Genomic DNA, 13,196 nt, shown 5'->3' on the forward strand with positions numbered 1-13,196 from the left:
TGGTCCACGTCACCGATCCTCCCCGATCAGCGCCGGAGACACCAGCGCACCGGCGAGGTCGGCGATCAGATCCTCCGGAGACTCCAACCCGATGGAGAGCCGGACGACGTCGGCATCGGGCTTCGCCTCGGCGGCCACGGGCCGGTGGGTCAGCGCCGCCGGGTGCTGGATCAGGGAGTCGACCCCGCCCAGGGAGACCGCGTGGGTGAACAGGGAGACGTCCCCGGCGAGCCGTTCGGCGGCCGCGTAGCCGCCGCGCAGCCGGATGGCGATCATCGCACCGGTGCCCCGCATCTGCCTCCCGAGCACCCCGGCGGGATCGCCGTGGAGACCCGGGTAGCAGACCTCGGCGACGGCGTCGTGGCCGGAGAGCCAGTCCACGATCCGCCGGGCGGAGTCCTGCTGCGCGCGCATCCGCACCGGCAGCGTGGCCAACCCCCGGTGGAAGAGGTAGGCGGCCAGCGGGTGCAGGATCCCGCCGGTGATGGCCCGGACCTGCCGCAGGCCGGCGGCGATCTCCTCCGAGCAGGCCACCACCCCGCCGACGGCGTCTCCGTGGCCGCCGAGGTACTTGGTGGCGCTGTGCAGGCTCAGCGCGGCCCCGTGGTCCAGCGGGTTCTGCAGCACGGGTGTGGCGAAGGTGTTGTCCACCAGCACCGGGACGCCGGAGGCCTGGGCGACGACGTCGGCGATGTCCACCAGCTCCAGGGTCGGGTTGGCCGGGGTCTCCAGCATGATCAGCCCCGTGTCCGGACGGACCGCGGCGGCCACCTCATGCGCGGCACAGAAGGTGACCTCGGTTCCCACCATCCCAGAGGCCAGCAGGTGATCGGTGCCCCCGTAGAGTGGGCGGACCGCGACCACATGCGGCTTCTGTTCGCCCAGGCACAGCGCCAGCACCGACGCGGTGACGGCGGCCATCCCGGAGGAGAACGCCACTCCGGCCTCGGCGTTCTCCATGGTGGCCAGGGCGTCCTCGAAGCGCGCCACGGTCGGGTTCCAGAGGCGCGCATAGACCGCGCTGCCGCCCTCGGGCATCTCACCCCCAGAGGCCAGCGCCTCATAGGAGAGCCCGCCGGCCTCGATGCCGGGCAGCGGGTTCGTGGTGGAGAGGCCCAGGGGCAGTGCGTGGACGCCGAGGGCGGCGAGGTCGTCACGACCGGCGTGCACCGCGGCCGTGTCCAGGCTGTGTGATTCGCGTCTCATGGGTCATGATGATTGCTGAGGACACAGTCTTCAGCAAGACATCTTGCTTACATGCTCATCCATCACGAGATATGCTGCGTTCTCGGCATAGTTGACGAACGGAAGGAGGGGTCATGTCGTCGAGTCGGCAACTCACGCCGGAGACCCTGGACGGGCTCGATCACGCCCTCATCGCCGCACTCAGCGCCAGCCCAGAGCTGACCAACAAGGCATTGGCCTCCCGGCTCGGCGTGGCGGAGTCCACCTGCGCGTACCGACGCCGGCGGCTGCGCGATGCGGGCACCATCGGCCCTCCGCGGCTGGACCTGGACCATGCCCAGCTCGGCTATTCCCTCCAAGCCGTCATCACGGTGTATATGAGCAGCCACTCCCGCGAAGCGGTGGACCAGTTCCTGGACAGCATGGTCACCACGGCCCATGTGCTGCAAGTGGTGCACCTGACCGGGCGGGCGGACTTCATGCTCACCGTGGCGGTGCGCAGCGCCGAGGAGCTGAAGAACTTCGTGCTGGACCACATCACGGTCCACCCGGCGATCCGCAACACGGAGACCCACATCGTGTTCGATTCCCGGCGCGGGACCTGGATCCCCGAGGCGCCGTGAGCGGGCGCCCGGGCGCCACGGGCACCCTGCCCGATCAGCCGTCGTCGGGACCCAGGCCGAAGCGGATCGGCTGGCGTGAGACGACCATGGTGGAGACCACCAGGTCGTAGGAGGTCACCACCAGCTCCTCGATCAGCTCAGCGGTCACGCCCGGTCCTTCGGCCACGGAGATCCAGTGCCGCTTGTTCATGTGATAGCCGGGGCGGATGCTGGGGAACTCCTCGCGTAGCACCTCGGAGGCATCGGGCTGAGCCTTCAGGGTGATGATCGGCTCTCCGGTGACGTCGGTGGCCATGAGGAAGACCTTCTCGCGGACCTTGTAGACGTCGTGCTCCTCCCCGAACGGGTGGGTGCACGTGACCCAGGGCAGCTGCCGGGCGGCGGCTGCGGCGACCTGCTGGATGCGGCGTCCGGTGAGGGTCTCCTCCATGCCTCCACTGTAGAGGCATGCCCGCCGCCGGAGCCCTCAGGCGGGCTGCTTGAGTCCGAGCACCACGCCGTCGGGGTCGGTGACGTACCCGACCCGTCCCTCCCCGGGGAGGTCATGGACCTCTCCTGACGCATCACCTCCGGCCTCCGTCACGGCGGCGCGGGCGGCGTCGATGTCCTCCACCTGGATCCAGATGATGGCGGCCTGCTCCTGGTGCTCGCGGCTCATGATGGCCGCATCGATTCCGGGCCCGTCACCGGTCTGCGCCAGCAGGTAGTCCGGGAGGAAGGGCGACGCCTCCGTGCGCCACCCGAAGGCCCGGGAGTAGAAGTCTGCGGTCGCCTGGGGCGCCGCACTGGTCAGCTCGACGTGCATGATGTGTCCCATGGCTCCAGCGTAGGGACGCCGTGCGCGGCTGCCTTGAACGAATCGGTCAGTGCGCGGCGACCTCGTCGGTGCGGGCCATGAGCCGGGCGATGCCGTCATAGGTGTCCCGGAAGGAGGACACCGTCATACCGGTGAATCGGGCGAACTCCCGCGCGGCATGCGGCTGGTCGGCGTAGCCGGTCAGGGCGGCGGCCAGCGCGGCCGGTTCCCCGTCCGTCTCGGCCAGGAGCCGGTCGGTGAACGCCCGGTGTCGCATGACCTGGATGTACTGCTTCGGGGCGAGGCCGATGCCGCGCCGGAACGCGCGGTACAGCGTGGATGCCGAGATCGCGAGCTCACGGCACAGGGCGCTGACCTCCACCTCGGAAGGATCGGCGTCGATGCGCCTGACGGCGGCGGCCAGCAGCGATTCCTGGGGGATCGGCGAGGACCCCAGAGCGCTGAGCCAGGCGTCGAGCGCGCCGATGGGGTCCTCCGCGAGCCCTCGCCTGTCCGGCAACGAGCCGGCGGCGTCCTCCACCTGGACGGGCTGCTCGCCCGTGAGCTGCGGGAACAGCGCCCGCCCTCCCCACGGGGTGCACTGCACACCGACATAGTGTGAGGGGCCCTCCTGCTCAATCACCAAGGGGCGGGTGCTCACCGGCAGGTAGACGTCCGCGTTCGACACCGGCGGGGCGTCCAGGGCGCGACGGGTCCCGGGGGCACCGAGACAGAACTGGAGTGTGGGCCGACCGTTGGGGACCAGCACCGCGGCCAGTCGTGGCGACGCCGCCGGAGGGATCGGCGCCTCCGAAACCGGCGCTTCCGAGACGACAGACCAGTAGTGCTCGACGACGTGGGCCAGGGCCGCCGCCGGCGGGAACCTCCTGTACTCGGTCACACCGCGCAGTCCACCACGTCTCCGCCCCACGAGGAAGGAGTCCCGGCTCGTTCCGCACCCCGTATGGGAGACAGCTCCGAGTCAGCGCCGGTGCCGCTGCACTCCCTGGACGTAGGTGCTGTGCACCTGTGTGCTGAGCAGGGCCTCGGGCGCCTCCCGGCGCGGGTCGGCGTCGAGCACCAGGAAGTTCGCCTCCAGCCCGGGCCGGATCCGTCCGCGCAGGTGCTCCATCTCTCCGGCCCAGGCTCCCCCCGCGGTGAGCGCGGTCAGCGCCTCCTCCGGGGTGAAGGCCCGCTCCGGGTGGTACGGCGGCAGCTCGGGCGACATCGCGGAGCCGCCGGTCAGGGCGATGTAGAGGTTCGGCAGCGCCTCGTGCGGCGCGGTGGGGGCGTCGGTGCCCAGGGTGATGGCCACCCCGGCGTCGCGGACCATCTTCCAGGGGAAGCCCTCCTCGCTGCGGTGGTCTCCGAGCACGGCCTTCCAGTTGTCCATGATGGCCGGGTCGCAGTGCACCGGCTGCATGGAGGCGGTCACTCCGAGTCGGGCCATGCGTCCGATGGTCTCCTCGGTGACGGTCTCCAGGTGCTCCACGCGGTGGCGCCGGGGGTGCCGCCGCATCGCGCAGTCCTCCAGCAGGTCGAGGGCGATCTCGCTGGTACGGTCCCCGATGGCATGCATCGCGATCTGCAGTCCGGCCTCGTCGGCCGCGTGCGCCACCGGACGCAGCCGCTCGGCGGTCCAGATCGGGTCACAGTTCGTCCCGTCTGCGTAGGGGGCCCGCATGGTCGCCGTGCAGGCGTCGATGACGCCGTCCATGATGAATTTCACCCCGGCGATCCGGAACCAGTCCGCCTCGGGCCCGACGGCGATCTCCTGCTGCAGGGCCACGATCTCCTCGATCCCGGCCAGATCCGCCGCGGTGTCCTCCCCTGGCTCGATGATCATATGCGCCGTGACCGGGAACGGCAGTCCGCCGTCTCGGGCGACCAGGGCACGGATCGCGGCGACGTCGGCCCGGTTCATGGCCATGTCGGTCACTGTGGTCACCCCCGACTCCAGATAGGCCGCGAAGGCTAGCTCGAGGAATCGGACCTGGTCCTCGGGGGTGGTGATCCGCTCCAGGAAGTTCCGCGCGTACTGTCGGCCGGCGGTCTCGTAGAGCATGCCGGTGGCGCGCCCTTCGGCGTCCCGGGCGATGCGTCCGCCCACCGGGTCCGGGCTGTGGGCGTCGATGCCCATCTCCTCCAGGGCGGCGGTGTTGACCCACACCGAGTGCAGATCGTTGGCGTCCAGGTACACCGGCACATCCGGGAGCACCTCATCGAGCATCGCCGCCGTGGGGTGCTCGTCCCCGACGGCGTCGAAGAGCCAGCCCGCACCTAGGATCCGAGGCGTCCGCGGGTCGGCCCGATGGGCGGCGAGCAGCCGCTGGCGGATCTCCTCCAGCGTGCGGCAGTCCCGCAGCTGCACCTTCCCCACGGCCTCCCCGAACGTGGTCAGGTGCGTGTGGGAGTCGATGATGCCGGGTCCGACGAACCGTCCGCCGAGGTCCACCTCGAGCACCTCGTCACCGTCGGCGGCGACGCCGGCTCGCGCCTGTTCCCGCACCTGTTCCAGGCCGCCCACATGGGTGAACCGGCCCGCGGAGACCGCGAAGGCCTCCGCCTGCGCACCGGGGGCGCCGGGGGTGCCGGCGTCGTCGGCTGTGAAGATCGTGGCATTGCGGTAGATCGTGGTCACCATGGTGGGTGAGGCTCCTCGTGGCTCAGGCGAGACAGGTGGTCAGGCGACGTGGGCGGTCAGGCGACATGGGCGGTCAGGCGCGTGCGGGAGAGCAGCACGTAGCTGCCGGCGGCGATCACGAGCCCGGCCGGAATGGACAGGTCCAGCCCGGTGGCCGCGGCCACCGGACCCACGTAGACCTCACTGTTGAGGCACATCGCGGAGGCGACGCCGCCCAGCACCAAGCTCAGCAGCCCGGCCAGGTTCCAGCCCTTCCGGTACCAGAAGCTGCTCGACGGCGAGGCGTCCAGGAGGTCAACGCCGTCGTACCGGCCGCGGCGCATCAGTACGTCGGCCACGAAGACCGCCATGAGCGGACCGGCGGCGACCACGATGACCTGGAGCATCTGGGAGACCGCCGTGGTGAAGTCGTAGATCGCCACGGAGACGATGGTCAGTGCGGTGCCGATGACGGCGATGATGAGCGCCGAGGGGATCCGGCGGATCGGGATGCCCAGGGCCTGCAGGGCCATCGAGGCGCTGTAGGTGGTCATCGCGTTCAGGGCGATGGCCGCCACGATCACCGCGATGGTGAACAGCGGGAAGAACCAGCCGGGCAGTCCGGCGTCGAAGGCGCCCATGGGATCCAGGACCATGTCGAAGCCGGCCCCGGTGGCGATCAGGGCCCCGACCGAGGTGAAGACGATGCCGGGCAGCGACCCGCCGAGGGCCGTGGCGGCGGCCACCCGCCAGCCGGGGGTCTCCTTCGGCAGGTAGCGGGCCATGTCAGGGCTGTTGATGAAGGACACCGGGGTGGACACGAGCATGGTGAAGCCGATGGTCATCATCATGGCCAGCTGCATGCCGCCCAGCGGCTCGGCCGGGGTGTGGCTGAGGTCGAAGTGCGGGATCATGAACAGCGAGGTGATCACGAACATGACCACCAGGAAGTTGGTGATGTACGGGTAGGTCTTCAGGATCAGCCCATGCCCGTAGACGGCCACCAGCACGGTGAGCCCGGAGACCACCAGCACCACGACGACCCCGAGGGTCGCCGTCTGCGCCAGACCCATCCGGCCCAGCAGGCCGAGCCCGTTGATGGAGGCCGCGGACCAGGTCAGCGAGAGGTAGACGGCGGCCAGCAGCCAGCCGTAGAGGCCCACGACGAGCCTGTTGCCCAGCACGCCGTACATGGCTCGGCTGATGACCGACCCCGAGGTGCCGGCGGCCGGGCCGCTGACCGCGATGATCCCGGTGAGGATCCACCCCACGGAGGCCGCGGCGATGACGATGAACGCCTGGACCAGGGAGAGGCCCAGCACGGCGATCATCACCGCGCCCATGGTGAACGTCAGGAAGCTGGCGTTGGGTGCGGCCCAGACCCAGAAGAGGGCCCCGGGCCGTCCCCGGCGGCTCGACTCGTCGATGAGCTCGATGCCTCGGGTCTCCGGCTGGGTGGGTGTTCCGGACTCTGCCGGTCGGGCGGCGCCGGCGCTGGTCGCGGCCGGTCCGAGCCGGGTCTCCGGCTCCTCGACGGGTGTGGCGGGCATGGGGTGCCTTTCGGTGGAACGGTGCGCGACGAGTCGGGACCTCCGCGCGGTGGCGGAGTGCGGCTCGACGGCGGCGTCGCAGGTGAAGGGGACGCCCGCCCGGCGGTGCCCGGGCGGGCGGGTCGGGTGACGGTCGCCGCGCCGTTGAGGCGGCCGCCACCTGTGACCCGCGTCATGCGGTATGCCTCACAATATGACTGTCGTTCATTTAACGCAAGGGGGCCGCCTCCCCCGGAGCCCGACGGCGAGGTCGTGTGCATGGTTAAGTGGGCACATGTCTGCGCGGATCATCTCCATCGGGACGGCGCTGCCGGGGACCTCGGCGGCGCAGTCGGATCTGCGCGCCTTCTTCTCCCGTCAGCCCGGCGCGGACCGGCTCACCCGCCGCCTCATCGGGGGCGCCTTCGACGCCTCGGGCATCCAGACGAGGCACACCGCGCTGGAGAGCCTGGCAGGTTCGCCCGACGGGGTGTTCATCGACGAGGACGGCACGCTGCTGTCTCCGACGACCGGCGTCCGCAACGACCTCTACCGGCGCGCCGCCCCTCCGCTGGCCGCGGCAGCCGCCCGCGACGCCCTGACCCGCGGCGACGTCGCCGCCGATCAGATCACCCACGTGATCACGGTGTCCTGCACCGGGTTCTTCGCCCCCGGCCTCGACTACCACCTCGTGCGTGATCTCGGCCTCCCACCCGACGTCGAGCGCACTCACCTGGGATTCATGGGCTGCGCTGCGGCACTGCCGGCGCTGCGCCTGGCTTCCCAGATCGCCGAGGGACGACCCCGCGCCGTCGTCCTGGTCGTGTGCGTGGAGCTGTGTTCGCTCCATGTCCGCGAGACCTCGGACCCGGAGCAGGTGGTGGCGGCCTCCGTGTTCGCCGACGGGGCGGCCGCGGCGCTGGTCACCGCCGGCGACATCTCCCGTGACACGGGCGGGCTGGTCCTGGACCGCTTCGCCACCGCGCTGACCAGGGAGGGTGAGTCGGACATGTCTTGGACGATCGGGGACCACGGCTTCCGGATGACCCTCTCGGCGGAGGTCCCGCGGATCATCGGACGCGAGATCCACGACGCCGTGGACCGCCTCCTGGGCGACGAGGCCCGGCCGGGCATCTGGGCGGTCCACCCCGGAGGGCGCAGCGTGCTGGACAGGGTCGAGTCGGGGCTCGCGCTGCAGCCCACGGCGCTGCAGGCCTCCCGCGCGGTGCTGAGGGACTGCGGCAACATGTCCAGCGCGACGATCCTGTTCATCCTGGGACGACTCCTGGAGGATCCGGCCGTGGAGGGTCCGATCGCCGCTCTTGCCTTCGGGCCCGGCCTGACCGTGGAGTCCGCCCTGATGCACAGGACGAGGTGATCCCTCCCCCGATGGACCTCTCACGACGCGATGACACGCTGCGCGAACTCATGGACGATCCCGACTGCGACCCTGAGCGGCTGCACGCGACCCTTCGCCGCTTCGGAATCGTCAACCGTGTGGTCTCCGGCTGGGACTCCCTCTACCGCGCTCGCCTGCGCCTCCTGCTGGCCGACCTGGACCGACCTGCCCGGGTGCTCGACCTCGGCTCGGGCGGCGGGGACGTCATCGCCCGCCTGGCCGGCCTGGCGGCCCGAGACCGGCTCGACGTGCAGTGGACGGGCGCCGACCCGGACCCGCGGGCGCACCGGGCGGCATGCGCACGAGCGATCCCCGGCGCCACGTTCGTGTGCGCCGACGCCGAGGACCTCCTCCACCGGGGTGACGTCTTCGACCTCGTGATCTCCAATCATGTGCTCCACCACCTGGGCTCGCCCGAGCTGGTCGAATTCGCCCGCGCCTCCCGCGCCCTCTCCTCGGGCGTGGTCCTGCACAATGACATCGCGCGGAGCCGACGGGCCTACTGGCTCTACGCGGTCGGCATCACCCCGCTGGCTCCGGGCACCTTCCTGCGGACGGACGGGCTGCGCTCGATCCGACGCAGCCACCGGCGCGAGGAGCTCGCGGTCGCGCTGGGCCCGGAGTGGACCGTCACCGCGCCGACACCGTTCCGCCTGCTCGCCGAGGCACCCGGCCGTGCCTGAGGTGATCGTCGTCGGGGCGGGACCCGTGGGACTGTTGATGGCCGGTGAGCTGCGGCGCCACGGAGTCGACGTCGAGCTGCTGGAACAGCGGACGGAGCCGAGCCCCGGCACCCGCGCCATCGGTGTGCACCCGCCGGTGCTCACCGCCCTGGAGGGCTCCGGGATCACAGAAGGCCTCCTGGAGCACGCCGTACGGGTCGGCCACGGGCAGGCACGCTCCCGCGGGCGCCTGCTCGGCACTGTGCGCTTCGACCGGCTCTCGGCGCGATTCCCCTTCGTCGCGACGCTCCCGCAGGCCGCCACCGAGGCGGTCCTGGCGCGATCAGCGCCGGAGCCGGTGCGCGGGGTTCGGGTCACCGGGCTGGCCTCCGTCGGTGATGCCGTGCAGCTGAGCACCGACGCCGGGGAGCGGCACGCCCCGCTGGTCGTCCTCGCCGGAGGGGCCCGCTCACGGCACCTCGTACACCCGGGGCTGCAGGCCCATACCTACCCGGACCGCTACCTGATGACCGATGCTGAGGTGCCCGACGACGATTCCCGCGCCACCGCCGTGGTGCACCTCACGGAGGCCGGCGTGCTGGAGTCCTTCCCCCTCCCTGGAGGGCGCCGGCGATTCGTCGCCTGGGACCCTCCGGGGGCGGCGCTGGATGCGCCCGCACGTCGGGGCCGCATGGAGCAGGCGCTGGCCGACCGCGGAGCGGCCACCGGACGCCGGGCTGCCGTCCGCGAGACCACCGGCGACGACATCACCGTCCGCGAGACCACCGTCGGCGAGGTCACCGGTTTCGCGGTGCGGCGCCTGGTGGCGCCGACCATGTGCCAGGGACGGGTGTTCGTCGTCGGCGACGCCGCCCATGAGGTCAGCCCCATCGGGGGCCAGGGCATGAATCTGGGACTGCTCGACGCCGTCGGCCTGGCTCCGCTGCTCGCCGCCTGGCTGCACACCGGCGTCTCCCCTGAGGCCGACCTGCGACGCTGGGAGCTCTCCAGGATGCGCTCGGCCCGCCGGGCGGCGCTGCTGGCGGGAGTCAACCTGCGTCTGGGCCGGCCAGCGACGCCGGCTCGGGACGCCCTCCGACGCTGCGGCCTGCGGGCGATGCTGAGTCCGGGAGCCCGTGAGCTCTTCACCCGCGCCTACGCGATGGGATTCGACGCCGGCGCCAGGACGTGGAGCCGACCTCCCGGTCACGGCTGATCAGGGGGCGATCCGGGCAGGTGATGTCACGGCAGGTGATGTCACGGCAGGTGATGTCACGGCGCCAGCGCGTGTCCGGAGGCCACGAGCTGCGCGGCCAACAGCAGGGCGGCGAGCATGACGAGACGGAACAGCACCCGGCCGGTGGACCCTGCCCGCGCGAGCACCAGGCTGATCAGCACGACCGCCACGACGAGGACCAGGACCACCCAGCCGATCACCGTGACGTCGGGGATGCTGCCCCCTGCGGGCCCGAATGTGGCGGAGGCCGCGCCCAGCAGCACCGCGGCCGCCGCCAGCCCGACGGAGGTCCTCGACCCCAGCCGGTGGGGCGTGCCGCGGACTCCGGTGCGGGCGTCGTCGTCCAGGTCGGGCAGGACGTTGGTCAGATGCAGCGCCGCGCCCAGCGCGCCTCCGGCGAGCCACGCCCAGCCGGGAGCGAGCTGCGGCTCCTCGGCCGCCAGGGTGGCCAGGGAGGGGAAGCAGCTGAAGGCGAGGATGTAGGGTGCGATGGACAGCGGCCCCGTCTTCAGACCGGCGTTGTAGGACCATCCGCTCACCAGCACCACGGCATGGGCTGCGGCGAGCCCCGCACCGAGGGGAACCGACAGCCCCAGGGCCAGCAGGGCCAGCACGACGGCGGCGGTCCATGCGGTGCGCAGACCGACCTCCCCGCAGGCGATCGGCTTGTCCGTCCGCCCCACGGCCCGGTCGCGGTCGGCGTCGATGGCGTCGTTGGAGATCCCGATGGAGAGCTGCCCCGCGAACACCGCCGCGGCGAGCATCACGAGGCGCCAGGTCTCCACGCCCGCCGCGAGCGCCAGGGCCGCCGCCAGGGTCGTGACGACCAGCGTCGGGCCGGGGTGGGAGGACCGCCACAGGCCCACCACCGACCTCATGACGGGGCTCGACGCTGGACTCCTCACCGGACTCATCACGGTGCCAGTGTCTCACTCACCTCGCCACGGTGATGTCTGACTCACCTCTCCAAGGTGGTGGCCAGCGCCTTCTCCTTCACGAAGAGCAGGAACACCGTGGCGAGCAGCGCCAGCGGCACCAGCGCCAGGAACAGCGGCATGAGCGCCTCGTTGTAGGACTCCACCACCAGGGTGTGGATCGGCTCAGGAAGCTGAGACACCAGCGCCGGAGTCAGCGAGCTGGACCCTCCCTCTCCGACGGCGTCGGCCGGCATCTTGTCCGCCAGGATGGTGGTCAGGCGCGTGGCGAACAGCGAGCCGATGACCGCCGAACCGAGGGTTGCGCCGACCTGTCGGAAGTAGTTCTGTCCGGCGGTGGCGGTCCCGACGGCGCGCAGCGGGAAGGAGTTCTGCGCCACCAGGGTCAGCAGCTGCATGGTGCTGCCCAGCCCCAGGCCCATCACACCCAGGTACAGGCAGACGAACACGATGGGCGAATCGGCGTGGACGGTGGAGAGCAGCCCCAGGCCGGCGGCGGTGATGATGCTGCCGATGACCATGAAGTGCTTGTACCGTCCGGTCATCGTCACCCGCCGGCCGACGATGATCGAGGTGATCAGCAGCGTTCCCATCATCGGGATCATCAGCAGCCCGGCCTCGGCAGGGCTGTACCCGGTGACCATCTGCAGGTAGGTGGGCATGTATCCCAGGGCGCCGAACATCGCCACCCCGGTGATGAGCCCGGCGGCCATGGTGAGGTTGAAGTTGCGGCTGCGGAACAGCATCAGGGGCAGCACCGGCTCGGCGACGCGCGACTCCACCCAGACGAACAGCAGCCCGGCCACCAGGGCGACGGCGATCAGCGCCAGGATCACCGGGGACGTCCAGGCGAAGTCCCCTCCGCCCCAGGTGGCCACGAGCACGACGGCAGCGGTGGCCGCACCCAGCAGCGTCATCCCCCAGACGTCGATCCGCCCTGCCTCGCCCTTCGGAGGCTTCGGCAGCTTCAGCAGCAGCGCAACGCCGAGCAGCGCGAGCACGCCCAGGGGGATGTTCATCCACAGGGTCCAGCGCCAGCCGGGCCCGTCGGTGAGCCAACCGCCCAGCAGCGGCCCGGCCACCGAGGAGAAGGCGAAGACCCCACCCATGACGCCCATGTAGCGGCCGCGTTCCCGGGCGGGGACGACGTCGGCGATGGTGGCCTGGGAGAGGATCATCAGACCGCCGCCGCCGATGCCCTGCACCACGCGGGCGGCGATGAGCACATCCATGGACTGGGCCGCGCCGGCGACGGCGGAGCCCAGGACGAAGATGCTGATGGCCACCAAGAAGAGCGGCTTGCGGCCGAACATGTCGCCGAGCTTGCCGTAGACCGGCATCATGATGGTCGAGGACAGGATGAACGCGGTGATGACCCAGGCCATGTGCTCCACGCCGTGAAGCTCCCCGACGATCGTGGGCAGCGCCGTGGCGAGCACGGTCTGGCCCAGGGATGCCATGAGCATGGCGATCATCAGGGCGGCGAAGATCAGCGCCAGCCCGCGCCCCGCGGGCCGGGGGAACTCGGGGGCCGGTGCGGCGGGCTCCTCCTGCGTGTCAGTCTCTGGTGCGCTCATCGGGTGGTGTCCACGACCTCTCTGAACATGGCGATGGACTCCTCCAGGAAGTGGCGCGGGTCCTCCGCGGAGGAAGAGTCCTGATAACGGTGGAAGGCGAATTTGGCGATGACGCCGGCGAGCATCAGCAGGGCCTCGAGGCGCTGGTCGTCGTCAGGCTGGGCAAGCGCGACGTCCTCGCCGTCGTCGACCCGCGCCTGGATCACCTCGGCGACGAGCCGCTCGACCTCGGAGAGCAGCAGGGCCACGCGCTTCTGCAGCCCCGGGTGTTCGGCGATGATGCGGCGCCGCTGCGCGGAGGTGCTCTCCGGGATGGCAGTGCGCACGACGGCGACGAAGAGGTGGACGACGCGTGTGAGCTCGTCCGCCTCCGAGCCGCGGAAGCGCCGGATCGCCTCCTCGGTGACCTCGGGCGCCCGGGTGCCGAGGATCGCGTCCTCTTTGGTGGGGAAGTAGTTGAAGAACGTCCGACGGGAGACGCCGGCGCTTGCGGCGATCCGCTCCACCGTGGCGGCCTGCGGGCCCTCGTCCCAGGCGATGGCCTGGGCGGCCTCATGCACCGCATTCCACGTGTCGATCCGGTTGCGTTCTCGCTGAGACATCACTGGTTCTTGCACACGTACAGAATAT

General features: G+C 71.1%; 13 protein-coding genes. 4 read left to right on the forward strand and 9 right to left on the reverse strand.

All coding sequences use genetic code 11. From position 1 onward, the window contains the following. Positions 1–9: 9 nt before the first annotated feature. Positions 10–1,206 (reverse strand): trans-sulfuration enzyme family protein, encoded by a 1,197-nt coding sequence (locus SD455_RS01985; RefSeq protein WP_070162473.1) that lies wholly within the window; start codon positions 1,204–1,206, stop codon positions 10–12. A gap of 113 nt (positions 1,207–1,319) precedes the next feature. Here SD455_RS01985 and SD455_RS01990 point away from each other — a divergent pair, with 113 nt between their 5' ends. Beyond that, complete coding sequence (locus SD455_RS01990; protein WP_070162475.1) at positions 1,320–1,808, forward strand: Lrp/AsnC family transcriptional regulator; 489 nt, start codon at positions 1,320–1,322, stop codon at positions 1,806–1,808. A gap of 34 nt (positions 1,809–1,842) precedes the next feature. On the opposite strand, the gene SD455_RS01995 is transcribed toward SD455_RS01990, so the two are convergent. From SD455_RS01995 to SD455_RS02015, 5 genes are all read right to left on the reverse strand, one after another. After that, positions 1,843–2,238 carry an MmcQ/YjbR family DNA-binding protein gene (locus SD455_RS01995; RefSeq protein ID WP_085437792.1) on the reverse strand — a complete coding sequence of 132 codons (396 nt, stop codon included), beginning with the start codon at positions 2,236–2,238 and terminating at the stop codon, positions 1,843–1,845. Positions 2,239–2,274: 36 nt separating this feature from the next. Beyond that, positions 2,275–2,625, reverse strand: a complete 351-nt coding sequence (locus tag SD455_RS02000; protein ID WP_070162477.1) for a VOC family protein — start codon at positions 2,623–2,625, stop codon at positions 2,275–2,277. A gap of 46 nt (positions 2,626–2,671) precedes the next feature. Beyond that, positions 2,672–3,505 carry a helix-turn-helix domain-containing protein gene (locus SD455_RS02005; RefSeq protein ID WP_070162479.1) on the reverse strand — a complete coding sequence of 278 codons (834 nt, stop codon included), beginning with the start codon at positions 3,503–3,505 and terminating at the stop codon, positions 2,672–2,674. Positions 3,506–3,586: 81 nt separating this feature from the next. Then, positions 3,587–5,248, reverse strand: a complete 1,662-nt coding sequence (locus SD455_RS02010) for an amidohydrolase (protein ID WP_445507089.1) — start codon at positions 5,246–5,248, stop codon at positions 3,587–3,589. Positions 5,249–5,304: 56 nt separating this feature from the next. Then, entirely contained in the window at positions 5,305–6,777 is a 1,473-nt protein-coding gene (locus SD455_RS02015; RefSeq protein WP_445507090.1) for a purine-cytosine permease family protein, read from the reverse strand. 274 nt (positions 6,778–7,051) lie between these two features. Between SD455_RS02015 and SD455_RS02020 the strand changes: the two genes are divergently transcribed. The 3 genes from SD455_RS02020 to SD455_RS02030 are packed head-to-tail and all read left to right on the forward strand — an operon-like array spanning position 7,052 to position 10,033. Beyond that, positions 7,052–8,134 (forward strand): type III polyketide synthase, encoded by a 1,083-nt coding sequence (locus SD455_RS02020; RefSeq protein ID WP_445507091.1) that lies wholly within the window; start codon positions 7,052–7,054, stop codon positions 8,132–8,134. 11 nt (positions 8,135–8,145) lie between these two features. Next, entirely contained in the window at positions 8,146–8,838 is a 693-nt protein-coding gene (locus SD455_RS02025; protein ID WP_445507092.1) for a methyltransferase domain-containing protein, read from the forward strand. After that, on the forward strand, positions 8,831–10,033 hold the full coding sequence (locus SD455_RS02030; RefSeq protein WP_445507093.1) for an FAD-dependent oxidoreductase: 1,203 nt from the start codon (positions 8,831–8,833) through the stop codon (positions 10,031–10,033). The genes SD455_RS02025 and SD455_RS02030 overlap by 8 nt, the downstream gene beginning before the upstream one ends. Positions 10,034–10,089: 56 nt before the next feature. Here SD455_RS02030 and SD455_RS02035 read toward each other — a convergent pair whose 3' ends face one another. From SD455_RS02035 to SD455_RS02045, 3 genes are all read right to left on the reverse strand, one after another. Then, positions 10,090–10,932 carry a UbiA family prenyltransferase gene (locus SD455_RS02035; RefSeq protein WP_085437794.1) on the reverse strand — a complete coding sequence of 281 codons (843 nt, stop codon included), beginning with the start codon at positions 10,930–10,932 and terminating at the stop codon, positions 10,090–10,092. Positions 10,933–11,012: 80 nt separating this feature from the next. Further along, the gene (locus tag SD455_RS02040) at positions 11,013–12,566 is read right to left on the reverse strand and encodes an MDR family MFS transporter (RefSeq protein ID WP_445507094.1); all 1,554 of its coding nucleotides are present in this window, start codon (positions 12,564–12,566) and stop codon (positions 11,013–11,015) included. Beyond that, on the reverse strand, positions 12,563–13,168 hold the full coding sequence (locus SD455_RS02045; RefSeq protein WP_070158899.1) for a TetR family transcriptional regulator: 606 nt from the start codon (positions 13,166–13,168) through the stop codon (positions 12,563–12,565). Before SD455_RS02045 ends, SD455_RS02040 begins: the two co-directional genes overlap by 4 nt. Positions 13,169–13,196: the final 28 nt, after the last annotated feature.

This window comes from Nesterenkonia sp. K-15-9-6 (genome assembly GCF_052656005.1).